The organism is Paenibacillus sinopodophylli, assembly GCF_005930355.1.
In the GTDB taxonomy this organism is placed as follows: domain Bacteria; phylum Bacillota; class Bacilli; order Paenibacillales; family Paenibacillaceae; genus Pristimantibacillus; species Pristimantibacillus sinopodophylli.
Map to the genome: position 1 here is coordinate 1,451,352 of NZ_VDBO01000001.1, position 24,093 is coordinate 1,475,444.

Here is a 24,093-nt window from a genome sequence, read left to right on the forward strand (position 1 = left end):
CCAGCTTTTTCTATTTATCATATAGGTATATATATTTATTAGACTGCTCGTACAGTGACTCTCCTAACGCCCCTGTGACTTTTTATGACTAACTCCACATCGTTTCTATGCAATATGAGACTGAAGTACAGTCAAAAAAGAACGCTCCAGCAATTAGCTGAAGCGTTCTGTGGTCATGCTAGCTGTCGCCTAAAGCTTAAATACGGCTGCTTTCTCCTTCAGATCATTCGAAGAGCCTGTCAGCTTCTCCGCTAATGAGCGAAGCTCGTCAGAAATATCATTTTGTTTCACTGAAAGCTCACTCATATGCTCCATCTTCCCATTTACATCTGAGGAGGTATTAAGAAGCTTGTCGACTGCCGATACGATATGCGTCATACCCGCAGTAATCTCGCTAATCGCTGTGGAGATCTCACTCATCTGATCAGACAATACGCTGCTCTGCGATTCCAATTCTTGGAATGTGCTGCTAGCTGTTTCCGATGCTTGCCTTGTCGAATGAATGACATTGGCAAAGCTTCCAATTGTACGGCTGCTTGCCGCCACATCGTGCTGAATCAATGTTAGTTCTTTCGTTATTTGCTTGGATATGGAGTCTGTTTGACTAGACAGCTTCCTAATTTCCTCTGCTACCACTGCGAAACCGCGGCCATGCTCACCCGCTCTTGCCGATTCAATTGATGCGTTAAGTGACAACAGGTTCGTCTGCGTGTTCAAATCCTGAATACCATTCAAGGACTTAGCCACATTATTATACCGATTATTCATCGTCTCAAATGCTTCCGTAAGCTTAGCGAATTGCTCAACCGTTTCATTCACCATCACAACAACACCTGCCATTTGCTGCGATCCACTCTGCGAGGATTGCTTCATCAAGCGCATGTCATTATTTATGTACTCACTGGATGCGGCAATTTGTTCGGAGCTGGCGGATATCTGCTCGGTTACTGCCGAGATCGATGAAGCATCATCATATTGTGACAGCAGCGCCTCACGCCCAAGATCAACCTGACCCTTCACATCCTCGGATGCTTGACGGTTACTTCCGATCATGGTGTCCATGTTGCGAGAAACATGAAGAACCGAATCGCTCACATCTCGTGTAGCTTTGATTGTTTCTCGTAAATTATCACCCATTATAGCCAAGGATTGATCAATTTCTCCGAATTCATCAGAGCGGGAGAGCTTCTCCTGACTCGTGAAATCATTGTTGCCATAAGCGCGTATGCGTCGTGTTATACCAACAAGACCTGTCTTGATTGATCTTGTTACAGCAAAAATCATGATGGCCGGCAAAATCGCAAGAAGAATCATATTAATGAGTACAATGACGTTGGCACTAGAGACATCACGGTTCAAATCTTTTTGAGTAATATCTGCGTCGTTAGTAAGACGTTCATGCATAATGTCGTTAGAGAAGCTCAACACAATCGTATACACACTAATTAAATTACTAACCCGCAGTGATTTTTCTTCTGCCGTCAATCCCGTTATATCTGTGTTTGTTTGTTTTAGATTATCTAATGCAAGGCGTATAACGCCAATCTGATTGGCATAGAGCGGGACGTCATCTCCTGTAGATGGAAACTTCTTGTCCATCATGAGAAGTTGCTTTTCCAGTTCCTCAAGTTTGCTTGGTATATCTTCCAAATCCTTCATAATAGCCGTTGCATCGGATTTCCCGTTCTCAATAGCATCGACCAAAAGCAGCATCGCATTCAATAATTTATTGGAGATGCCTTGGTAATTGCTTTGAACTTGTGACAATTCCTCTGAATTCTCGACTGAATTTGCAACCGATCCATTTTGAAAGTAAATCAATACGCCTGAAGCAAGGTTAAAAAGTGTGATGATTGCCGTAATCAGAAATAACTTGGTAGTAATTTTCCTCATGTTCACTTTCTTCGACAGCTTGCTCGTTCTCTCCAGCCAACCTTTCAACACCATTCCACTTTTCTCTCCTCTGCCTCTCTCGAAACGCAAAAAAGCTACCCAGCCACAGGAGGCGGACAGCTTCTTAGCTCTATATCCTTCCGGCGGTCTGGTGGCCTTAGCAAGCTTGTTTTAGGCTAAGCTTTGCTACCTTGCCAATTGGACAAGATTTCCATTCCCAGATTGTCTATGTTTGTATTTACAACATAAACCAGTATAGGACAAATAAGTGTACCTGTATATCATATATTATTTTATTCTGGACTTAGAAATAAAGTTGCACTGCAATATCGTCGCGATAGGGAGTGAAAATAAGAAGTTTGTATAGAAATAACCGCAATTAGTAATATATTTCGAACAGCTTCCCATTGATTATCCGTTAAATTAGGCAATTGATCGGCAAATTGATTCGCTGAGGCGCGGATTGCCTGCTCCGTCAAAATATCCTGATGCGGATTTTCCTTCAGATGACCTGAAATATCAAGCAGCTGATCGTTGTTGGCATCCAGCTCTTCAAACATACTGGTATATGATGCATATAATTGAATAGGACCAACCAAATCGGCCTTCTCGTCCTCCGGCTTCTTAAATACAATCTCAAACAGCTTGCGGATGGATTCAAAATCAAGATTCGATTTCAAATCATCAATAATGAAAAGTAGTGCAGCCTGATTGAGTGAATATTTCTTACCCGCCTTGGGGCAATCGAAATAAGGTTTAAAATCGCGCTTTACCCAATTTTGCATGGATGTGATCGACAAATTTGAATATTCGATCAGTTGGCCGAGTGCAGCAATCTCGTGCAGCGAGAACCCTTTCAACTCATTGCCTTTAATTAGCTTCTCAATGATCGGGGGCAGCAATGTAGATAGAAATGCAGGCAAGCCTGTGCCCTTCTCCAAATCGTATTGATGCGTCTTTGTCCACGCGGCTTGCAGCACCTGCAGCGGCTTCTGATTATGCTTACCGTCTAGTGCAAGCAGCAAGCAAGCCATCTCTTTTCGAGTAAGCGTAAAGGACTCCATATTCCTTCCTCCTCGCGCTTTCATCATATGTCTCTTTTGTTACAAGTTCATATGAACTCATCATATGCTTGAGAATGACACTTGTAAAGGCTCGAAAATCAATGAGAATGCGCTTTTCCATCTTGTAAAATCGCTCTTATAGCGTTAAAAAGGCTGTTAGCGTTTGAAATGGCGTTTGTCATAAGCTGTAATCATTCGTTATAGTAGATCATAAGAATAAAAAATATAAATATAAAAGGGTAGTGAGAAACGAAAATGGGTATAGGATTCAATTTATTCATGATTGCTCTTCTTATTTTATTAACTGCTTTTTTCGTCGCAACGGAGTTTGCCATCATTAGACTTCGCTCCAGTCGGATCGATCAGTTAGTGCTTGAGGGCCGGAAGAACGCGCTTGCCGTTCAGAAGGTTACGAGTAATCTGGATGCCTACTTGTCAGCCTGCCAATTAGGTATTACGATCACAGCACTCGGGCTTGGCTGGCTGGGAGAACCAACAGTTGAAAAAATGCTTTTACCCTTGTTTGAGCGACTGGCAATAAATGATGACATTAGTCATATTCTATCCTTTTTCATTGCTTTTATTTCGGTTACATTCCTGCACGTTGTTGTCGGAGAACTTGCTCCCAAAACCTGGGCCATTCAAAAAGCCGAGTTTATTAGCTTCTTGACTGCTAGACCGATTATTTTGTTCCACAAAATCTTATATCCTTTCATTTGGTTGCTAAATGGCTCGGCCAACATGCTTGTTCGTTTGTTCGGACTTAAGCCTGCCACAGAGCACGAAGAAGCGCATTCAGAGGAAGAAATTCAAATTATTCTCAATGAAAGCTACCAAAGCGGAAAGATTAACAATACAGAGTATGGCTACGTTAGCCGCATCTTCGCATTCGATGAGCTGCTTGCAAAAGAAATTATGGTACCCCGTACCGATATGATCTGTTTATATACGAACAAATCGTTGTCAGAAAACATGGGCATTATTCGCAAAGAGCAATATACACGTTTTCCGGTAGCGCTAGAGAGTAAAGATAATATCGTTGGAATGATTAATACGAAGCAGCTATTCCTGGAGTATGAGACAGATCGTGACCTCGATTTCAAAAAACTGGTTCATCCTGTACTTAGCGTATCCGAGGTAACGCCAGTCAAGATGCTCCTGAAACGGATGCAGCTCGAGCGCGTTCATATCGCTATTCTCGTCGATGAATATGGCGGTACATCAGGCCTTATTACAATCGAGGATATATTGGAAGAAATCGTCGGTGAAATCAGAGATGAATTCGATGCAGACGAGCGCAAGGAAATTGAGCAGCTTGCCGATAATTGTTATTTGCTCGATGGTAAGGTTTCTTTAAGCGAGCTGAGCGATTTGACCGGAATGAACTTCGAGGAAGAAGATGTAGACACGGTTGGCGGTTGGCTGTACAGCCAAGTAGCTGATCCTAAGCCTGGCAAAGAGCATTTCTACGAAAACTATAAATTCATTATTCGTGAAACAAGTAAAAATCGGATTCGTAAGGTCGAGATGCTTATTGAGCAGCAAGAATCTCGTGTTGAGGGTGAAACGGCCTAAATATGTGAAAGAAGCTTCGCCATCGTGCGGAGCTTCTTTCGTTTTTTAAGCATGAAGAGAATTTCGCCATCAAGAGATAAGGCTTGCAATATGCGCCGATTGCTGCTCCATCCACAGCTCTGCATTCGTCATTGCTTCTTCTAAGGTACATGGACCAGGTACGATGGAGAAGCATGCTCGCAGACCTAACCTCGCTGTCGTCTTCTGATCAGCAGCAATAGATCCACAAACTGCAATAACGGGAATGTTCTGCTTAGCCGCAGCTGCACAAACAGCTTCAATTACCTTTCCAGAGCCAGTCTGTCCATCCAGCCTTCCTTCACCAGTAATAATCCAATTTGCACCGTGAATTTGCTCATCAAAGTGAAGTCTCTGCATAACCAGTTTGGCACCTGCTTGCATGATTGCATCGCAATAGGCGAATAATGCTGCTCCCGTTCCACCTGCTGCCCCACTGCCTGGCATGCTGGCAACAGCCAATCCAGTATGCGCTTCAATGATTGCCCCGTAGTGAAGCAGCGCTTCATCAAGCTGCCTGACTTGACGAAGGTCAGCTCCCTTCTGCGGTCCGTACACCGCTGATGCACCTTGCTCCCCACATAACGGGTTGCGTACATCGCATGCGATTAGAAAGGTACTGCTGCACACTCTACGATCAAATAAAGAGTCATCCATGACATGCAGCCGCGATAAATGAACGCCGCCTAGCGGAAGAGCGTCTCCTGCTGCATCGATCAGCCTCATCCCAAGTGCCTGAAGCAATCCGGCTCCCCCGTCATTGGTAGCACTGCCGCCGAGGCAAATGATAAACTGCCGGAAGCCTGCTTCGAGTGCATGACGAATCAATTCACCGGTGCCATAAGTCGATGCTAGCAGCGGATTACGTTCATCATCACGCAGCAATCCAAGACCGGACGCCTCAGCCAACTCAATGACCGCCGTAATACCATCTCCGAGCACACCGTATTTCGCTTTAATACTGCGCTGAAGCGGATCTTGCACCACCGCTTCTCTCATGCTTCCCGACGTTGCACGCACCATTATCTCCATTGTTCCCTCGCCGCCATCAGCCATAGGCAGGTGAATGAGCTCGGCACTTGGCAGTACGGAACGAATGCCCGCATCCATCGCATGAATCATTTGCATTGCGTTCCCAGAGCCTTTGAATGAATCCGGCGCAAGTACAATTCTCATCTTTTTCACCCTCTCAATATTTTTTCGAAAAAAGGCTTGCAATTTTAACTAGATATATGTAATAATACATCTTGTGTTTAGCGAATTACACACGCCGTTGTAGCTCAACTGGTAGAGCAACTGACTTGTAATCAGTAGGTTGGGGGTTCAAGTCCTCTCGACGGCACCATCTTTTCTCGGGACGTAGCTCAGCTTGGTAGAGCACCTGGTTTGGGACCAGGGGGTCGCATGTTCAAATCGTGTCGTCCCGACCATCCCTAGTTAATAATATAATGAACTTACATAGAAAGAAGAAGCTTGATCGCTCAAGCTTCTTTTTTTATATTCGTTCACCTGATTCCTGCAGCAGCCATACAATATCCTCAAATCCACTGTCCATAGCATAATCTGCAGCCGTATAGCCAGTCTCGTCCATCTTCCCTGGATCAGCGCCTGCTTGCAATAGCAGCTTAATGGACTCCATATCGCCTTCTGTCGCAGCTGTCATAAGCGGTGTCCAGCCCGTGCTATCTTCCAAGTCTGGATTCGCGTTACCCTTCAGCAACACCTCGACCACATCCACACTTCCATTATAAATCGCAATCGTCAATGCTGTTTCTTCATAGGTTTGCTCCACTACATCCAAGCTCGCACCTGCTTCGATTAGTGCAGAGCCGCTTACCGTGTCATTCAACTGTGCTGCCCACATTAGAGCAGTCCACCCTTCCGCATCCGCAGCGTTAGGATTTCCGCCAGAGGATAGCAGTTGCTGTACAAGCTCAGCATCCCCTTCTGAAGCTGCGCCAAGCATCTCCTCATCCGTTGGTGCTGTAACATCCAACTGGCTCATAAAGGTATCAATCGATTTAGAGAAAATAATGCCTGTCCCAATCGAGCCAAGAACTACGAAGACCGCGATTGCTGCGACTACAATTCCGATTCGTGACGTTTTGAATACGATGCTTGATGAATAGCCAGCGAATTGCTGAATCGCATGGATACGTTTGGGCAGCGGCGGGTGCGTGGATAGACGCTCAGCCAACCATACGAAAAAACCAGTCTCATAGCTGCTTTGCAGCAAATACTCTTCGCGATCTACTTCTTTGTAAAGTGACTTGCCAATCGCTAATACGGTCAAACCATTCATTGCTGCCTCTACATCATTACAGTAATAGGCTGCCATTCGGTCACAGGTGTACTCGCATGCTCTTGAATAGGCTTCACCAATGAAAGGCAGCCACATCGCAGGAATTATGAACAGCTGCTTCATGATATGGTTACGCTTAATGTGAGCAAGCTCATGTGTTAATACAAATGCCAGCTCCCGCTCGCCCCCCGATTTGAGTAGCTCGAACAAATCCGAGTATAGAACGACCATGTTTCGCCCGAAAAACCTTGATGCGAATGCATTCAATACGCCGCTTGATTCCATGACATAGATATCAGGCACGACTGGGAAGCCCATCCTGACACATTGCGCCTCCGCAACGGTGAACACTTCCGGAAATTGTCTAGGCGTAATACGTACGCCATTCATTCGTATGTTCGCCATCATAATTGCTTGTGCGAGTAAAGGCACGACAATAATAATAGGAATAATGAACATGAAAATAATAGAAAAAAACAATCCTACATACACAAGTACACTGAAGATAATCGCTAAAACATAATAACGTTCCTCTTTCTTATGGATAAGTACGGGTTCAAGTTCATTTGTGTTCAACTATAGGCATCCCCTTCAAAAATAATATCCACATTATACACGATTTCCCATTGCTATTGTATAAAAAATAAAAAGTCGACGCTGCACGCGCCGACTCTCGTCTATCCTAATCGTTTACTGATCTGATTCATCCCATTTTTTGGAATATGCTTTTTTTGTAATCCATAATGTAAGCCACGTCAGCAGCGCAACGATAATACCTGCAAATATCCAAACACCAGCAGGAACATCCATCACGGTTAACCCCCTTTTGTCATATGATTCTATTTTACATGAAAATAGGTCGCTATCACCCACTAATCGTTAACAAATTCGCAACTCTTCGTTCACACGATCCAAGCTCTCACATTAGCCTAAGCAAAAGCTTCCTCTACTAGTGAAAAGCTATTACTTTCTCAACTGGCTTGTAAATACTTCTGCATTCAACCAGCGACGAAATAGTAAAAACAAAATAATCGAGGGCAGACTCAGCCAAGCACCAAGCTGTAGAAGGTGAACACCACCTTCCGCCTCCATACTGAAGGCTAGCTGCATGAACTGCATCATGGGCGATTGATTCTCTGGGTTTGCGATGTACATATAAGATATAGAGTACGAATTCCATAGCGCTACGAAGTGCAAGGCGCCAAGCGCGAGCAGCGGCTTCCATACCTTAGGAATAAATAATGTAATAAACGTATGAAGCTCACCTTTTCCACTTGCCTCTGCCTTCTCTTTCAACTCACTATAACGGGCATTAAACAAGCTTTTGATCACAAAAATCGCCGTCAGGCTAAAAAATCCTAGAAACAATTGCGGAAACAAGGTATCAATCATGCCCAATTTGTTTATGAATAATAACTCGTTCACCATACCGCCCCCGGATACAATGGCAACCAGCAAAAACACTTTATACGCGCCACGGCCTGGGAGCTTTTTCACTGTAAGCGGGTATGCAAGCGTTACTGTTATCATCAAGAAGACGAATACAGCTACCATTATAAGTATGAGATAGATCGTAACATTCCAAAACGAGATGGCATCTGTCAGAGATTGCTCTGCACCTGTTAAACCTATAAACGGAAATACGAACAGCATATAGGCTACGAGAATAATAATGCCGCCATAAACAGCTGCTATAACGAGGCCTGCCACATTTCTTCCTTGATGGCTAGCGACTAGTTCAGGCTTCTGCAGGGCCGTATGGAATAAATCGTTGATGAACCTTCCTCTTATTATTCGGTATGCAAACAGAGTTAGCAGAAGCTGTACGAGGAACTGAATAATGCCAGCTGCTGCAGCACCACTTGCATCACCATTCATGATTCCCATCTGAAATTGATAGAAGTCCAGAGTAGCACCCTTCGAACTCGTCAAAGGGTTTAATAAGGACGATAGGAGTTCATAATCCGTCGTCAAAAAAGTGGAGAGCTGCAGCAGCATAAACGCAGACACCGCACGAAGTGCAGGAATAACGCTCAACTGTATATAGCTTTGAGAAGCAGAATTAGGCAGCACAGTTGCATTGCTCTGCTTGGATGCGATTGCAGCAAGTGCTATCAGTACCGGTATACCACATGTTTTTATCGTTTCAGTCAACACAATTACGAGCCTGATCGACCCCGCTTCAGCAAGAATATACTGTTCCATGTTGAAAAAGGGAGATGTGGTCGGAGACAGCATATGGATAACGATGTAAACAAAAACAACAGATGGTATGAAATACGGGAGTAGAAATAAAGTCGAGAAAAAGCCGCGAAGCAGCTTGGATCTCACTCCGCTAAGAGCAAGTGCAATGAGGAACGATAGTGTGCCGCAAACCAATATATAGCTGCTTTTTATAATTATCGTATTCATTAAAGCGCTGCGATAATCCAGATTTTCAAACAAGCGGCGATAGTGATCCAGTCCGACCCATTGATTCTCAAAAAGTGTATAATAGGGCTTGAAATCCACTAACGACATAAAGATCCCATAAACAAATGGAAGAAATTTAAAGATCGCAATCAACAACAGTGCCGGAATCACGATTGCATAATGAAACTTGTATTTCCAAATTCGCTGTAACATGCTTTCTTCATAGGTTCGAGCTTTTGAATCACCATTGATATAAGGCGTTGGTACTTGTTCCATGTTAGACCTCGCATTCATTTCCTAATTTTTACTAAATTATAAAGTCTTCCTGACTCGCTGTATAGATCTAAGCCCATATTGTCCTTACAGAACTTGTTTGTAGTAGGAGGACTTCAAGCGGTATAATAAAAAAATCAACATAATCTATTTCTAGGAGAAATTCATATGGACTTCCGTTTGGATCTGATTGAGAACAAAATCGAGTTTTTCGAAGCTTATGATCTAAAAACGCTGGAGCAAAAAATCGACCAGCAAATTGATAATAATAAGGGCTTGCTGTTAGAGATTCATCATATCAGCCATCATGCTGTCTTTAATCCGAAGATCGAGAAGATGCTTTATAGTGCAGTCGTTCACTTCAAAGCGAAAAAATAAAGCTTATTTCAAGTAAAAGTCCTCCCGGCTATAAGCAGCCGAGAGGACTTTTGTATGCTCAATTCTTTATGGCTCTATTCCCCATTGGAGCGCTCCACTTAAATAACCCGTCGATTTATTCCAATCAACGTAGGTGGTCGCAGTAGAATGGAAGGAATAATCACCTGTTTGCGTATAATTGCTCCAATCATTTTTCGAAATTCTTGTCTGCAGCTCAATGCTCTGTCCTGCTGCCACTGAGCCTGCCGCGCTGGTGAAGCCAATCTCTACATAATAATCAGCACCCGTCTTAGGTGTGGACAGCTTCACGAAGGTAGACGTTACATTCGCACTGCCAACTGTAGACCAGTCACTCCAGAAGCTCTGTGCCGTATCTCCATCAATTGTGTAGTAGTAGCGAATCTTAACATTCGCTAAACTAATGGCCGAGCTGCTTGTATTCACCAGCTTAATGCGCGGATTAAGCGTATTGGCTGTCGCAGCTGTTCCACCATTATACAACTGAACCTTAAAGCTGCCTGAGCCAGGTGTCGGGGTTGCTGTCGCTGTTGGCACTGGCGTCGGCGTTACTGTTGGCACTGGTGTTGGTGTCACTGTCGGCACCGGTGTTGACGTCGCTGTTGGCACTGGTGTTGGCGTCGTTGTTGGCACCGGCGTTGGCGTTACTGTTGGCACTGGTGTTGTACTTGGCGTAGGCGTTACCGGCGGATTGCCTGCAACATCACCATAGACGATGCCTCTTCCGTTTGTACCGACATATACGCGGCCATATATACGTGGATCACCTGTGATCGCACTGCCTGTAAACGCATATTGATGATCATTATCGTTGATTCTAAGCCACGATACACCGCCGTCGTCGGATCGGAAGAAACCTCGCACATTGTCAATCTTGGCGGAAGTATATAAAGCGAGATAGGACTGGCCTGGTGCTGCTTTACCGAAGCCGATATTATCTGCTTGCTGTACATTGGACAGCTTCGTGAAGGCTGCTCCCGAATTAGTAGAATGCCATAATCCGTAAGTCCCTCCGTCCACATTGCCTCCCGCGAGCCATATGTCACCCTCAACTCCTGGCAGTGCTTTGAAGTTGAGCGCCCCTTCTTCAGGCAAGCCTGTGGCCGTCGTCTGAGCGAAGGTCGCGCCACCATCCGTGCTCAGATAGAATATACCTGCCGACACCCCGTATATTTTGTTTTTGTTGACGCGGTCAGAAGCTACTTCAGCATTCGCCGGAATTCCCGTGCTCTTCGTCCACGAATTGCCGGATGTTTTCGAGTAATACACGCCAACGTCAGACGTACTCCAGACTAGTGAAGTATTATCCGCCGCAACCGCGATTTGTCCACCACCCTTTGTTGCAGACGGCTCTGCATTCGGTGAGAACCAATTGCCCCCTCCATCATACGATAGTGAAATCGACTTCGCATTCGGATTAACTGCATGGTCTGCGTAGCCTACTCTAGCAACAAATCCCGGATTCAGCTGGGCAAAATCAATACTAGACGTACTATTGGGATTCGTCAGCATTTTGGCAGGCGCTACAGTTAAATCATCATGCTTAAAGCCTGAAACGTCGCCAACTGCACTTATAAGATGAGCTCCAACAGGCGGACTTATCAAGTCGTTGACTGCCATTTCCTCAAGGTTTTTGGCCATGACGGAAATGTTTATCTTTTTATCCTCGTCCCAATCGGTCAAATTATTTGTTCCATATATCGTCGCTCCGGTTCCATACATCATACGATCGGAATTGTGAGGATCGATTTTCAACTCACCTACCATCCAACCGAGCTTTGGCGTAATTTCAGGCAATTGTGGGTTTGCACCCCAATCGAGCCAAGGAGCTGCCGAAATATCTTGTGTATAGCGCAGTTTACGGTTTGGATATCCGTCGAAATCCCATATCCTCGTCCATGTTGCACCACTGTCTGTACTACGGAATATAATCGTGTCCGGCCACCAGGAGTTGAGCGCCGCTACCATTAAAGTACCAGGCTGCTGAGCATCAATGGCAAGTCCGCCATATCCGAAGTAGTTATCCGTGCTGCTGCTCGGAACAGGACTGATATTGGTCCATACCCCTGTTGAGGTATTAAGCTTCCAAACATCGCCTTTCTCCCCATCGTAGGGACCGATGCCATTACTATAAGAAATGTAGAGATTGCCGTCAGAGGAGAGCACACCGTGATGAGGAAGAAAGCCCGTTGGCTGACCTGGAACTGCTGTCCATGTTGAGCCGCCATTCGTGCTGCGATAGACGCTTGCGTTTTTGTCGGCTACTCCGACATAGATGGTCTGGGTGGCTTGGCCTGGGCTGCTTGAGTTTGGATCGAAGGTGATCCAGGCAAGTCCCATAATGTCGCTTGTGTAGGGATTCGAAGGGTCTTGCACAAAGTTGCCGGGGTTAGGGAAAGAGGTTACTTTACTCCAAGTAGCACCATAGTCGATACTCTTCCATAAGCCATTGCCGCTGCGGGCTCCAAAGTATAAAATATTGTTTTTGTTCGGATCAATCATAAGTCTCTCGCCCATCGAGCGACCAGGCATGTTGCCTCCTACTTTGAAGGGGAGCTCCGTCTCCTGCCAAGTATCACCGCGATCCGTCGAGCGCATAATGTAGCCATTGTTCGGGTCCCAATCATTCGTATACGTACCTACCGCAAGGTAGAGCCTATCAGGGTCAACAGGGTCTGTCGCCAGTGCGTCTACGCCGGTCTTGCCCCACTCATCCCATCCTATATGATCCAATAATGGAATCCAGCTGCTATCACTTGGATTCCATCGGTACGCTCCGCCGATATCTGTTCGCGTGTAAATTAAGTTCGGCTCCGTTTCATTAAAAATAATTCCAGGAATAAAGCCGCCGCCCGCACCCGTAACAACGTTTTTCCACGTATACGCCTGACTGCCTGCCGCTTCAGCCTGACTAGCTGATCCAATCCATGCTGTACTTGTTACGATAGCTGCAATTAATAATAACACGCCCAATCTGTTTGCCATTTTTTTAATCAAATGAACATCCTCCTTCTTATTTTGAATGCGCTTTCAGGATAACATGTTGAAAAAATGGAAAATACATTAATAAGTCGTCTACATTTCATATAAAAATCAGACAAACTCGCATGGAGTCATCAAAAACGGTCCCAAGAGGCTATTAACCCATTGGAACCGTAGTCTACATCTATATACTTTGTGCATGGTTACAACATAAAATAAAAGCTTGGCCGACACTTGTACATGGCTCTCTGCGCTAAATAAAGCTCTTCAACGAAGGTGGAAGCCTCACAAGACTTGCCTGCTCGTAAGCATAGGCGAGCTTGATGAGGGTGGGCTCCTCGTATGCCCGAGCGGCAAACGTAACACCGAAAGGAACTCCCTTAGCCGTGTATCCCGCTGGAACAACGATTGAAGGATAACCAGCGCGTGAGGTGATTCTTGCCCCGAAATCAGCCGGGAACAGCAACGCATCCAGTTGATGCTCCTGCATCGTGGCATCAAGCCCTTCATCCTTGCATAAACGTAAATCCGCTGCGCGGTCTTTCAGGTAAGGGATTTCCGTATACGTTCCCGAGGTCGTCGTTTCCGCCTTCAGCAGCGTAGATTGTCCATATTTCAACGTCTCGATCGGATGCTCATTGTTAAAGGCAATAATTTGTTTGAGTGTACGAATAGGGCTTCCAGGTGGCAGCTTGGACAAGTAAGCATTTAATGAAGATTTGAACTCATTAAGTACGACGGAGGAATAGACGATCTGCCTTGCCGTACGAATATCGGCAGGATCTACAATGATTGCTCCATGCTTCCTCATCAATTCAACAGCTTGATTGAATATTGTTAGCTGCTCTTCTGTTAATTCCTCGAAGAAATAATCTCTCGGGATGCCGATTCGAGCTCCTCTCAGCCCATCCAGCTCGAGAAAGGCCGTATAGTCGTTCTGTTTATGCCAGATGCTTGTCCCCATTGCAGCATCAGCCTCATCATACGCTGTAATGGCATTTAATACATGAACGGCATCCGTAACGGTTCTAGCCATCGGACCCGCTGTATCCTGTGAATTGGACAGAGGCAATATTCCTGTTCGACTTACCAGTCCTACAGTCGGTTTAATACCAACCGTCGAGCTCAAATTACCTGGATTCAATATAGAGCCTGACGTTTCTGTTCCGATGGAAGCCATGCAGAAATTGCAGGCAACCGCTACGCCAGAGCCAGCACTCGATCCGCCAGTTGGGGTAGATATATTGTAGGGGTTCAGCACTTGCCCGCCTCGCGAGCTGTAGCCTGACGGCATACCTTCCGTCATAAAGTTAGCAAATTCCGTCATGTTCACTTTTCCCAGTAAAACAGCGCCAGCTTCTCTCAGCTTCTTGGCGATAAAAGCGTCCTCACCTGCGAAGGAGCCTGCGAGTGCTAAAGAGCCGGCACTGGTATGCATATGGTCACCGGTATTGATATTATCCTTGAGCATAATGGGAATGCCATGAAGCGGGCCTCTTGGACCCTTCGCAGCACGCTCGCTGTCCAGCGCAGAAGCAATGAATATAGCGTCGGGATTCAGCTCAAGCACGGAATTGATCGTCAAGCCTTCCTTATCATGCGCTGCAATACGTTCCATATATCGTAATACGAGCTGGCGAGTTGTGATCTCGCCAGCTTGAAGTGCTGCTTGAACGGACGAAATGGTTGCCTCTACAATTTCCATGTCCCAACTACTCCTTATATCAACCGATTGGTTTGATTTTAGGTCTAGTATATACTATTTTTTGGAAAGGAACATCATAGTATCACATCAAGCAAGCTGACTGACATTATTCCTATCGCAAGTGACCCAAATTGCATTCAATGAGCAACCCTGCTATTTTTAGATTAGCCGTATATTAATTAGCTGCGAGAAGCTGGAGGAAAGCACAATCATGCCGTGGTACACACTCATAATAGGCATCGCAGGCTTAGCCGCTATGCTGATGATCCTTTTAACCGCAATAAGCTATTACTTCTATAATCTTGCCATTAAGCGTACTTCCAAAGCCTTTCTAAATGAAAATCCTGATTTGGTACATATTCATACGAATGACTCGTCCTCAGACAAAGACTCTTCACCAGCACATAACGTGCAGTCTACACCGATTGTAGGAGCAGGCGCAAAGTGGGTGGAAGCACAAAACTATGAAACCTTGCGAATGACCACCCATGATGGACTGGTATTGGTCGGTTATTACTTGGCTGCCAAGACACCGACAACCCTTACGGTCATCCTTGCCCACGGCTATTCCTCACAAGGAAAAGATATGGGTGGAATCGCCAGATTCTATTATGAAAAGTTTGGCTATAATGTGCTTTTGCCGGATGACCGGGGACATGGCAGCAGCGAAGGCGACTATATCGGTTTCGGATGGCCCGATCGGAAAGACTATTTGCAATGGATCCAAGTGATGCTGGAAGTCGTCGGCGAGAAGGCTCAGATCCTATTGCACGGTATTTCCATTGGCGGTGCTACCGTCATGATGGTAAGCGGTGAAGAGCTTCCTGAGCAGGTTAAAGTCATCGTTGAGGATTGTGGGTATACATCAGTTCATGATCAGCTACTCTACCAGCTCAAACGTATTTATAAGCTGCCGGCTTTTCCCATTCTACCAGCAACAAGTCTTTTGACCAGGCTGAAAGCAGGCTACCACTTCAAGGAGGCTTCTGCGCTCAAGCAAGTGGCGAAAAACAAGCTGCCCATGCTGTTCATTCATGGCGCTGAGGACCGGTTCGTTCCTGTCGAGATGGTATGGCCGCTGTATGAGGCCTGTAAAGCAGACAAAGAGATTCTTATTGTGAAAGGTGCTGGACATGGAATGGCCTGCTTAACGGACAAAACTGCCTATGAAGAAAAGGTTTCAAGCTTTGTGGGACGTTATATGCATTCCGTTTAACAACTTGCATGATCCTTTAGTCTAATAGCCATACTGTGTAGGTATAAGACCAACACGGAGCAGGAGGATCACATTGAACAAACAAAAATGGCTTATTCCAGCTTCAAAAGGCCTCGGATTTCGTTTAGAAAAGGGACAAATCATTAAAGTAACAGACTTGGAGGGCGAGCAAGTAGCAGACTTCGTCGCCTTTAATGCTGATGATTATAGTGAAAGACTTGATCCTGGTGTAACAATGGATGCCCTTCATACCATGGATATAGAACCTGGAGATCATCTCTATTCGAACAAATACAAGCCGATACTGACTGTTATTGCCGATACAGTCGGCAAGCATGACTTTATTAATTCAGCCTGCCGCTCCGAGATGTACGAGGTCTTGTACAATAAGCAAGGGCATGCGAGCTGCTACGGCAACCTTAGCCAAGCACTTGCTCCATTCCATGTGCCATCGCCGGATCAGTATTACCCGTTTAACCTATTTATGAATACGGTTATAGCTTCCTCCGGACAAATCAGCGTAGAACGTCCACTGTCTAAGGCAGGTGATTATATCGAGCTTCGTGCCGAAATGGACGTAATTATTGCCATTTCCGCCTGTCCTTGTGCCGAAAGTGCTTGCAATGGATTTAAATGTACGGCAATTGAAGCCGAAATTCTCTAGCTTCTTCTACCTCGAACAAGCCTTGAATAGAATATCATGTACACGTCTATTTCTATTCAAGGAGCGATGTCTATGCCTGTTTTTTTCACGTATATGTTTCTTGGCCTATCCTTATCCGCGCCAATTGGCCCGATTAATGCCGCACAGCTCGATAAAGGAGCGCGTTTCGGGTTTGCACATGCTTGGCTCATCGGCTTCGGGGCGATGTGTGCCGATTTACTGTATATGCTTCTCATTTACTTCGGATTAGCGCATTTTCTAACGACCCCCTTCATGAAAACCTTTCTTTGGCTGTTCGGCTGCTTCGTTCTTTTATACACAGGTTTTGAAACACTCAAAAACATGAAAAACGTACCAGAAGCCCGTTCAGCGGAGACAGAAACAAAACTTAGCTCCTTCCGCTCAGGCTTTCTAATGGCACTAACAAATCCGCTTAACATTTTGTTTTGGCTTGGCATATACGGCTCCATACTTGCTGAAAGTGTCCAGAATCACGGTGTTGCACAAGTGTTTTGGCATAGCCTCGGCATATTCGCAGGCATTCTACTATGGGATTTTGTGATGGCATCGCTTGCGAGCACCTTCCATAAGTTCGGAAATCGCAAAACCTTACAGGTCATATCCGCGGTGGCAGGAATGTCACTTATCGGCTTCGGACTCTACTTCGGCTGGCAAGCATTCTTACAGCTTACGCATTAATTCAGGCATTCACCTATAAAACTCCCTTTGCATAGTATGCTTCGTCGTACTTTATGAAGGAGGTTTTATTTGTTTATGGCTGAGCTAACAAGCAAAGCATGGCTTGACGAGCATTTGAATGAACTCCCTGAATGGCAGCAGGAAACCTTTCGCCATTTCGCTAATATGATTGCCGATCCTGCTGGCAGCTACCCCTGTATTCCGGGGCGCCATGGCTTTCTCACGAACAATTTACGTTTTGGCTTCGTATCTGACCCTAGGAAAGAACAGGCTGTAAGTGAAGTCACGCAGCTACTTAGGCACTATGGTCAGATTGCAAGGGAAACGGGCAAGTTCGCCTCACTCGTCATCTTTTTCGAAACACCGCATGACTTGATCAATGACTTCGCCGTTGCAGATTATGAAGAGCTCTTCTGGTCCGTTCTAAGCCGCGTCAGCGCAAAGGATGAGGCACCTTGGCCGGAAACGATATCCACTGATCCTACCCATCACTCTTGGGAATTCTGTTTTGACGGCCAGCCGTATTTTGCCTTCTGCAGCACGCCAGCTCACACGATACGGAAGAGCCGTCAATCACAATCTTTCACAATCGCCTTCCAGCCTCGCTTCGTATTTGAGGAAATCAACGACTCTACGTCATTTGGGCGCAATATGAAGAAACTGATTCGCAAGAAGCTGGTAGAATATGATGGTGTGCCAGCACATCCGTCACTCAAATGGTATGGTCAAGAGGATAATCATGAATGGAAACAATATTTTTTGCGGGATGACGAGAGTGCTCCTTCCAAATGCCCTTATACTTATATGAAAAATAAAGTGAAAGGCTTGGGTCAGCTCTTTCATAAATAACGCCAAGAGCAAGCACTATGCTTGCTCTTGCCTGGCCCAAACCTTATTCATCATAAGCGTAACAAGAAGTACAAGGATTACGATCAGCAAACTCACCCAGAAGCCCGCTCTTCCTGATTTCTCCACAAGTACGCCGAACACCGCAGCTGCGATCAAGAACATCGCCAGCCAGGTTTTCACTTGAGCACCGAATTTAGGCTTTATCAGCTTCAAATAGGTGATCAGTACAAACATCCAAGTATATAGCAGTACGAGCCCTCCTGCCGTCGTGATATGCTCAAAAATACTTTTTGGCATCCATAATGCGAGCACAATGGAAACGCACAGGCCAGCCGAATTAACGAATAAAGCATGAAGCGGGAGCTGTCGCTTCTTTGTTTTTTTCGCCAGCCATTTGGGGGCATCGCCATCCTCTGACAGCGTCATCAGCATGGAAGAAACACCGTATAAGGAAGCAACAAGTATGGAGAAGCCGGCAATAATTAATACCCCATTCAGTAAGTGCACTAATAGTGGGAGCTCCATCGCTGTTAAGGGGATAATCAATGGACTCTCATTCGGTGTCCACTGCTTCTTCGTCATGAAGAGCAGTGCGAGTCCTATCGAGCATACATATAACACCGTTACAAACAACAGCATGATCCGTCCCGCTTTTGGCGCTTCTTCCGGATTCCGCAAATTCATAGCCATGAATCCCATGACCTCAATACCACTAAAAGCATAAAAAGCGTACAGCAGCCCCTTCCACGCTCCCAGCCAACCGCCATCGCTCCACTCGGCTATACTCTCCTTAACGGGATGGACGTTTCCAAGTCCGCTAACTACTCCGTAGCCTGCGACAACGATAAACATAACGATTGCTGCCATTTTGACGACTGCAAACAGATTCTCAGCTTTATTAATACCCTTTGAACCCAAAATAACGACAAATAATGCGAGTACCGAATAAACAGCAGCGAATAGCCAAAGGGGTACGTCTGGAAGCCAATATTGGGAGAACAGGCCGATGGCGGTTAAGGAGCTTCCCATAATAAGCATCTCTGAGGACCAATAGACCCAACCGATGCTAAATCCTGCCCATCTCCCGAAGGCTTGTTTCGCGTATGTACGGAATGAGCCCTCTTCCGGCTGCTTGGCAGTCATTTGTGCTAATGCTTCATATACAAACAGCGTAGCGAATGCCGCGACCAAAAAGATAGGCAGTACAAAATAGCCGCTCTTATGAATTGCGATGCTTGAACCTAGAAAGAAACCTGTCCCAATCGTACAGCCAACCCCAAATAACGCGAATTGCCCCCATGAAAGCTTCTGTTCTGATGCGCCCATTCCCATCGCCTCCGTTTCTATTGTACTGTTCGCCCCAAAGCAGGTTTCTATTCCCTTATATTTGTACATAACATGATGTTCACTTCGATATGATTAACCATAAGCATGCTGATGCATAGGAGGCTGATCGTATGGGACCGTTCTCGCCCGATTTGTTGAAAGGCAAGGTCATCCTTATCACAGGCGGTGCTACTGGACTTGGCAGAGCAATGGGCGAGGTATTCAACGCACTTGGTGCCCGGCTAGCCATTGCAAGCCGCAAAGAATCGATCCTTAAACAAGCCGCTGAAGCGATGGGAACGCCTTCAAATCCCGTGTTCTACAAGAGCTGCGATGTGCGCGACCCGCTCCAAATTCAAGCATTAGTCGATGATATTGAAAGCCAATTGGGCCCCATTGATGTGCTAGTCAACAACGCTGCCGGTAATTTCATCAGCAGAACGGAGCGATTATCTCCGAGAGCGGTTGATTCTGTGCTAAACATCGTATTACATGGAACCTTCTATACAACGCTTGAGGTAGGCAAACGCTGGATTGAGCAAGGAAAAGGCGGTACGATGCTGAACATCGTCACCACCTACGCCACTACAGGCTCTGGCTATGTCGTTCCTTCCGCTGCTGCGAAAGCAGGAGTTCTTGCACTTACGAAATCGCTGGCAGTAGAGTGGGCCAAATATGGCATTCGGCAGGTTGCAATTGCACCTGGGCCATTTCCGACGACAGGGGCTTGGTCACGACTGTCTCCTACCCCTGAGCTTGAAGCAAGCATGATTGAACGTGTACCGCTGAAGCGGGTTGGGAACAAAGAGGAACTTGCACATTTAGCCGCATTCCTAATATCCGATTACGCAGCCTATATGAATGGAGAAGTCGTCACGATAGATGGAGGCGAATGGCTGCAAGGAGCCGGCCAGTTCAACGGACTATCTGAGATGACGGATGAGCAGTGGGATACTCTCGCTGACTTAACGCGCAATGGCAATAAGTGATTGAAACATAGAAGAACGGCGCACTTCTCGAGAGAAATGAGCCGTCCTTCTGTGATCATGTTACTGCCTTATTATTTCTTATCATCGGATTGTTAAAGCGGACGAGGTCCTGGACCTCTACCGCCTGAACGGTTACCTCCAGTGCGATTGCCGCCTGTACGGTCTCCTCCAGTGCGATTGCCGCCTGTACGATCTCCTCCAGTGCGATTGCCGCCTGTACGATCTCCTCCAGTGCGGTTGCCGCCTGTACGATCTCCTCCAGTGCGGTTGCCGCCTGTACGATCTCCTCCAGTGCGATTGCCGCCTGTACGATTACCTCCACTGCGATTGCCGCCTGTACGGTTACCTCCACTGCGTTTACCATGTGAACTGCTTGCTGCTTGTTTTTTGTCTTTTGCCATATGCGCATTACCTCCTCTTAGAAGCTACTTACAACATATGACGCAACTCTAGCTTTCGTAACAAGGCAAATGATTGTTTTATAGAGTTATAGATTTAATGAGTATCCAGCAACTGAAATGAATGATCAACATGGCAATAGAAAATGCTTTCACCCTATGATGAAAGCATTCTCGTAAGCGAGGTATTCCGATTGTTCTGGAGCTTAATGCAAAAAAAGAACCTTATATCTATTTTATCGAAACATATAAATTTTGATTATCGATTGAATCAATTTTCCCATTAGCCCAGCTTAAAGCCGAACGTAATGGAATATAGTAATACCCATCAGCCTTAACCGCTTTAACATCTGTAGCTTTGCCGTTAAGGAAAATCTTATCATTTGCTTTGAATATCTTGATAGTCGTTTTACTTTTACTAAGATTAATATCTCCTGCTTTATCAATCGCAAGACTATAACCAAATGCCTGAGAGAAATCCCTCACAGAAATATACGTTGTATTCTTTATACTGATTAGTTTTGCGTTAAGCGATTGATAATTGTTATTGACGTAGAAGCTTAAATCTAAGTGTGTGAATACCAAACCGTTATCCGCATAGAAATTACAATCCCACACTCTTTCATAATAATTGTAGTACGTATCACTTGATTGATAGACATCTTTAACCTTTTTACAATGTGCTTGTGGAGGGTATTCATTACTTATCGATTTCTGTTTCGTAATTTTGACAGATGAACTCGATGAGCTCGATGAACTTGATCCTGAGCTGCTAGAGCCCCCGTTATGATAATGATAGCCTGTGCATAATCCCTTTGCTTGTGACTTCGCTGAACAATTATGCCCTCCACTGCTATCCGTTCGTCCTGAATGCGCGAGTGCCAACGCAGGCATAACAAAGGATAAAAACAAAATACTGGTTATGATGATAGTTAAACTTTTCTTCAAAAAAATAGCCCCCTAGTATTGGTTTTCCGACTTAATATTAAACAAGTTGGAAAACTTATGCAACCCTTTTGATAAACATAACCAGCTACTTTTCACTGCGACCATGCCATTAATAAGACCCGTTTCAATCTATTGAATGATGGTGAATTTCTCCGAAGCTGTATATTTCCCACCTTGATTGTAGTACACAGAAACTAACTTGCCTTCTGATCGCCTTTTTTAGAAACCATGCTTTCACCCTCAATATCGACCTTCGGCAGCACGCGGTCCAGCCATTTTGGCATGTACCACGCCGATTTGCCCAATAGAGCCATTATGGCAGGTACGAACGTCATTCTAACGATAAATGCATCAATGAATACCGCAGCCGTAAGGGCAAGACCCAAAGATTGAATGACTGGTTCATCCATAAAGATAAAACCGCAAAATACAGAAATCATTATAAGTGCCGCAAGCGTTACGACTAGACCATTATGTTCCATACCAGAAATAACCGATTTCTTAGCATCACCGCTGTGAACATAGTCTTCTCGCATTCGAGAGACTAAGAAGACTTGATAATCCATGGCTAACCCGAATACGATCCCTACGACCAGTATGGGAAGGAAATTCAATAGTGGCCCTACGTTCGTTATACCAAATAAATCGCTTAGATATCCGTCTTGGAAAACAAGCACAACAGCACCGAGTGAAGAGAAGATCGTAAACAGAAAACCAAGTATCGCCTTCAGGGGAACCAGTATGGAGCGAAACAAAATAGCAAGGATAATCAAACCTAACCCTACAATAGTTGCGATGAAAATGGGCAAAGCCTTATTTAAGCTATCCGTTATATCCATATTCAAAACAGCAACACCTGTAAGCATAATGTCTGCTTGGTACTTTTCCCCAATATCCGAATTGTGTTTTCTCACTGTTTTAACGAGTTCTAGCGTTTGATCTGCTGATGGTCCGTCACTTGGCATTAAGGTTTGGATCGAGACTTTTTCCGATTCATTGAAGAATGGCTGTGATACACTTACGACACCGTCCAATTTGCTGATTTCTTCCACAACGACGGAAGCAACTTGCTTTGTTGTCTCGCTAGCGGAAGAATTGACTACGACTGTAATTGGGCCGTTAATACCTGGCCCAAATCCTTCGGCCATGAGATCATAAGCTCTTCTTTCCGTCGTTTCAATGGATCTTGTCCCATTATCAGGAAGTCCTGTTTTCATGTGCAGCACAGGGTAACACATAGAGCCGATTAAGATAAGTGTTACCACTATTACGGGCGCTGGAAATCGCGATACAAAACGTCCCCAAGAGCCAAAAACGTTTGAAGTTCGCTGCTTTGCAGCCGCTTTTCTTCTTTTCGGAATGATACGCTTACCCATTAAGGAAAGAAGTGCAGGTAAAAGTGTAATAGAAACAGCCATTGCCATAAGGACCGTTACTGCAGCGGCGAGACCCATCTCGGTAAGAAACGGAATGTTAACGACAGCTAAGCCTACAAGTGCAATAATGACGGTCAGTCCGGCAAATATAACAGCACTTCCTGCAGTCGCAGTAGCAATAGCTATTGCTTCAGTTGTGTCTGATCGTTTGCTCGCTTCCTGCCGAACTCTGGAAATAATGAGCAGTGCATAGTCGATCCCAACAGCAAGACCTAACATCGTCGATAATGCAGTTGAGGAACTACCGATGGGAATGAAACCTGATCCGAAATTTATGAGCATAATACCTGCAACGACACCAACAACGGCTAACAGTATCGGTATTCCTGCCATAAGCATGGACATAAATGTGATGCTGAGGATCATAAAGGCAACCAAAATACCAATTAATTCACCACTAGCACCGCCATGGCCGCCGGCAACTTGGACGGTTCCGCTTAACTCCGTCTGAATACCTGCATCTTTAGTGATATGAATATTAGTTAAGACCTGATCTTTTGATTCTTGAGGAACATTTTCTGCAGCAACACCATAAGTCAAGTTGGCGTAACCGACCCGTTTATCCTGACTTACGGTTCCAAGCGTATAGGGGTCCATGGCTGCAATAATTTTCAGATCTTTTTTGGAGGCATCGATAAACGACATGACAGCCTCTTTTATTTTTTCATCTTCAAGCGTTTTTCCTTCGGGTGCTTTGAAAACGACTTGAACAGTTCCACCCTCTGGTTCTTTATTTCCAGATGAAAACTCTTTCGACAACAGATCTGTGGCTTTTTGCGATTCCGTCCCCGGTATTGATAGATTAGTTGATTTCTCACCATCAAAAGACACGCCTAACGTGATAATTATTCCCAAGATAAGTAGCCAAGATAATAGGGCCTTCCCACGATTATTCGCGCACCATTTCCCAAGTCTATAAAGCTTTTCTGCCATCTAACACTCACTCCT

At 45.3% G+C, this 24,093-nt stretch carries 19 protein-coding genes and 2 tRNA genes; 9 read left to right on the forward strand and 12 right to left on the reverse strand.

The annotated features are described in order from the left end of the window. Window positions 1–189: 189 nt before the first annotated feature. Window positions 190–1,947 carry a methyl-accepting chemotaxis protein gene (locus tag FGT79_RS06705; protein WP_138751954.1) on the reverse strand — a complete coding sequence of 586 codons (1,758 nt, stop codon included), beginning with the start codon at window positions 1,945–1,947 and terminating at the stop codon, window positions 190–192. Between the two features lie 239 nt (window positions 1,948–2,186). Continuing rightward, window positions 2,187–2,957, reverse strand: coding sequence for a DUF1836 domain-containing protein (locus FGT79_RS06710; RefSeq protein WP_138751955.1), 771 nt, complete (start codon window positions 2,955–2,957; stop codon window positions 2,187–2,189). Between the two features lie 255 nt (window positions 2,958–3,212). On the opposite strand from FGT79_RS06710, the gene FGT79_RS06715 reads away from it, so the two are divergent. Then, entirely contained in the window at window positions 3,213–4,532 is a 1,320-nt protein-coding gene (locus tag FGT79_RS06715) for a hemolysin family protein (RefSeq protein WP_138751956.1), read from the forward strand. Window positions 4,533–4,601: 69 nt separating this feature from the next. On the opposite strand, the gene FGT79_RS06720 is transcribed toward FGT79_RS06715, so the two are convergent. Further along, window positions 4,602–5,726 (reverse strand): glycerate kinase, encoded by a 1,125-nt coding sequence (locus FGT79_RS06720; RefSeq protein WP_138751957.1) that lies wholly within the window; start codon window positions 5,724–5,726, stop codon window positions 4,602–4,604. Window positions 5,727–5,819: 93 nt separating this feature from the next. On the opposite strand from FGT79_RS06720, the gene FGT79_RS06725 reads away from it, so the two are divergent. Both FGT79_RS06725 and FGT79_RS06730 read left to right on the forward strand, forming a co-directional pair. Next, window positions 5,820–5,895: transfer RNA gene (locus FGT79_RS06725), tRNA-Thr, on the forward strand. 8 nt (window positions 5,896–5,903) lie between these two features. Beyond that, window positions 5,904–5,980 (forward strand) — tRNA-Pro (locus FGT79_RS06730). 65 nt (window positions 5,981–6,045) lie between these two features. On the opposite strand, the gene FGT79_RS06735 is transcribed toward FGT79_RS06730, so the two are convergent. The 3 genes from FGT79_RS06735 to FGT79_RS06740 form a co-directional block, all read right to left on the reverse strand. Beyond that, entirely contained in the window at window positions 6,046–7,428 is a 1,383-nt protein-coding gene (locus FGT79_RS06735) for a M48 family metallopeptidase (protein ID WP_138751958.1), read from the reverse strand. A 114-nt stretch (window positions 7,429–7,542) separates the two neighbouring features. Next, window positions 7,543–7,665: a hypothetical protein gene (locus tag FGT79_RS32225; protein ID WP_281285931.1), complete on the reverse strand. Its 123-nt coding sequence runs from the start codon at window positions 7,663–7,665 to the stop codon at window positions 7,543–7,545. Window positions 7,666–7,815: 150 nt separating this feature from the next. Beyond that, window positions 7,816–9,540, reverse strand: a complete 1,725-nt coding sequence (locus tag FGT79_RS06740) for an ABC transporter permease subunit (RefSeq protein ID WP_138751959.1) — start codon at window positions 9,538–9,540, stop codon at window positions 7,816–7,818. Between the two features lie 165 nt (window positions 9,541–9,705). Here FGT79_RS06740 and FGT79_RS06745 point away from each other — a divergent pair, with 165 nt between their 5' ends. Further along, window positions 9,706–9,915 (forward strand): YrzA family protein, encoded by a 210-nt coding sequence (locus tag FGT79_RS06745; RefSeq protein WP_138751960.1) that lies wholly within the window; start codon window positions 9,706–9,708, stop codon window positions 9,913–9,915. Between the two features lie 66 nt (window positions 9,916–9,981). Here the strand turns inward: FGT79_RS06745 and FGT79_RS06750 are convergent, their stop codons facing one another. After that, the gene (locus FGT79_RS06750; RefSeq protein WP_138752955.1) at window positions 9,982–12,918 is read right to left on the reverse strand and encodes a cellulose binding domain-containing protein; all 2,937 of its coding nucleotides are present in this window, start codon (window positions 12,916–12,918) and stop codon (window positions 9,982–9,984) included. Window positions 12,919–13,168: 250 nt separating this feature from the next. After that, window positions 13,169–14,620, reverse strand: a complete 1,452-nt coding sequence (locus FGT79_RS06755) for an amidase family protein (protein WP_138751961.1) — start codon at window positions 14,618–14,620, stop codon at window positions 13,169–13,171. Window positions 14,621–14,831: 211 nt separating this feature from the next. Here FGT79_RS06755 and FGT79_RS06760 point away from each other — a divergent pair, with 211 nt between their 5' ends. The 4 genes from FGT79_RS06760 (at window position 14,832) to FGT79_RS06775 (ending at window position 18,048) form a co-directional block, all read left to right on the forward strand. Further along, window positions 14,832–15,836, forward strand: a complete 1,005-nt coding sequence (locus tag FGT79_RS06760; protein WP_138751962.1) for an alpha/beta hydrolase — start codon at window positions 14,832–14,834, stop codon at window positions 15,834–15,836. A 73-nt stretch (window positions 15,837–15,909) separates the two neighbouring features. After that, on the forward strand, window positions 15,910–16,500 hold the full coding sequence (locus tag FGT79_RS06765) for a DUF1989 domain-containing protein (RefSeq protein ID WP_138751963.1): 591 nt from the start codon (window positions 15,910–15,912) through the stop codon (window positions 16,498–16,500). Window positions 16,501–16,572: 72 nt separating this feature from the next. Continuing rightward, window positions 16,573–17,199 carry a LysE family translocator gene (locus FGT79_RS06770; protein WP_138751964.1) on the forward strand — a complete coding sequence of 209 codons (627 nt, stop codon included), beginning with the start codon at window positions 16,573–16,575 and terminating at the stop codon, window positions 17,197–17,199. Window positions 17,200–17,274: 75 nt separating this feature from the next. Next, window positions 17,275–18,048 carry a YqcI/YcgG family protein gene (locus FGT79_RS06775; protein WP_138751965.1) on the forward strand — a complete coding sequence of 258 codons (774 nt, stop codon included), beginning with the start codon at window positions 17,275–17,277 and terminating at the stop codon, window positions 18,046–18,048. 15 nt (window positions 18,049–18,063) lie between these two features. Here the strand turns inward: FGT79_RS06775 and FGT79_RS06780 are convergent, their stop codons facing one another. Then, window positions 18,064–19,374, reverse strand: coding sequence for an amino acid permease (locus FGT79_RS06780; RefSeq protein ID WP_246096185.1), 1,311 nt, complete (start codon window positions 19,372–19,374; stop codon window positions 18,064–18,066). Between the two features lie 131 nt (window positions 19,375–19,505). On the opposite strand from FGT79_RS06780, the gene FGT79_RS06785 reads away from it, so the two are divergent. Then, entirely contained in the window at window positions 19,506–20,363 is an 858-nt protein-coding gene (locus tag FGT79_RS06785) for an SDR family oxidoreductase (RefSeq protein WP_138751966.1), read from the forward strand. Between the two features lie 55 nt (window positions 20,364–20,418). Here the strand turns inward: FGT79_RS06785 and FGT79_RS31000 are convergent, their stop codons facing one another. From FGT79_RS31000 to FGT79_RS06800, 3 genes are all read right to left on the reverse strand, one after another. Then, window positions 20,419–20,772: a hypothetical protein gene (locus FGT79_RS31000; RefSeq protein ID WP_171056107.1), complete on the reverse strand. Its 354-nt coding sequence runs from the start codon at window positions 20,770–20,772 to the stop codon at window positions 20,419–20,421. Window positions 20,773–20,992: 220 nt separating this feature from the next. Beyond that, a complete protein-coding gene (locus FGT79_RS06795) occupies window positions 20,993–21,709 on the reverse strand; it encodes a copper amine oxidase N-terminal domain-containing protein (protein ID WP_138751967.1) in 717 nt (238 codons plus the stop codon). 194 nt (window positions 21,710–21,903) lie between these two features. Next, window positions 21,904–24,078 (reverse strand): MMPL family transporter, encoded by a 2,175-nt coding sequence (locus tag FGT79_RS06800; protein WP_138751968.1) that lies wholly within the window; start codon window positions 24,076–24,078, stop codon window positions 21,904–21,906. Window positions 24,079–24,093: the final 15 nt, after the last annotated feature.

What these genes read in the sequence shown, in the direction of transcription:
- FGT79_RS06705 (WP_138751954.1), bottom strand. Translation starts at nt 1,947, where the DNA reads ATGGTGTTGAAAGGTTGGCTGGAGAGAACGAGCAAGCTGTCGAAGAAA.
- FGT79_RS06740 (WP_138751959.1), bottom strand. Translation starts at nt 9,540, where the DNA reads ATGGAACAAGTACCAACGCCTTATATCAATGGTGATTCAAAAGCTCGA.
- FGT79_RS06750 (WP_138752955.1), bottom strand. Translation starts at nt 12,918, where the DNA reads ATGGCAAACAGATTGGGCGTGTTATTATTAATTGCAGCTATCGTAACA.
- FGT79_RS06715 (WP_138751956.1), top strand. Translation starts at nt 3,213, where the DNA reads ATGGGTATAGGATTCAATTTATTCATGATTGCTCTTCTTATTTTATTA.
- FGT79_RS06770 (WP_138751964.1), top strand. Translation starts at nt 16,573, where the DNA reads ATGCCTGTTTTTTTCACGTATATGTTTCTTGGCCTATCCTTATCCGCG.
- FGT79_RS31000 (WP_171056107.1), bottom strand. Translation starts at nt 20,772, where the DNA reads ATGCGCATATGGCAAAAGACAAAAAACAAGCAGCAAGCAGTTCACATG.
- FGT79_RS06785 (WP_138751966.1), top strand. Translation starts at nt 19,506, where the DNA reads ATGGGACCGTTCTCGCCCGATTTGTTGAAAGGCAAGGTCATCCTTATC.
- FGT79_RS06780 (WP_246096185.1), bottom strand. Translation starts at nt 19,374, where the DNA reads ATGGGCGCATCAGAACAGAAGCTTTCATGGGGGCAATTCGCGTTATTT.
- FGT79_RS06745 (WP_138751960.1), top strand. Translation starts at nt 9,706, where the DNA reads ATGGACTTCCGTTTGGATCTGATTGAGAACAAAATCGAGTTTTTCGAA.
- FGT79_RS06760 (WP_138751962.1), top strand. Translation starts at nt 14,832, where the DNA reads ATGCCGTGGTACACACTCATAATAGGCATCGCAGGCTTAGCCGCTATG.
- FGT79_RS06775 (WP_138751965.1), top strand. Translation starts at nt 17,275, where the DNA reads ATGGCTGAGCTAACAAGCAAAGCATGGCTTGACGAGCATTTGAATGAA.
- FGT79_RS06710 (WP_138751955.1), bottom strand. Translation starts at nt 2,957, where the DNA reads ATGGAGTCCTTTACGCTTACTCGAAAAGAGATGGCTTGCTTGCTGCTT.
- FGT79_RS06800 (WP_138751968.1), bottom strand. Translation starts at nt 24,078, where the DNA reads ATGGCAGAAAAGCTTTATAGACTTGGGAAATGGTGCGCGAATAATCGT.
- FGT79_RS06720 (WP_138751957.1), bottom strand. Translation starts at nt 5,726, where the DNA reads ATGAGAATTGTACTTGCGCCGGATTCATTCAAAGGCTCTGGGAACGCA.
- FGT79_RS06755 (WP_138751961.1), bottom strand. Translation starts at nt 14,620, where the DNA reads ATGGAAATTGTAGAGGCAACCATTTCGTCCGTTCAAGCAGCACTTCAA.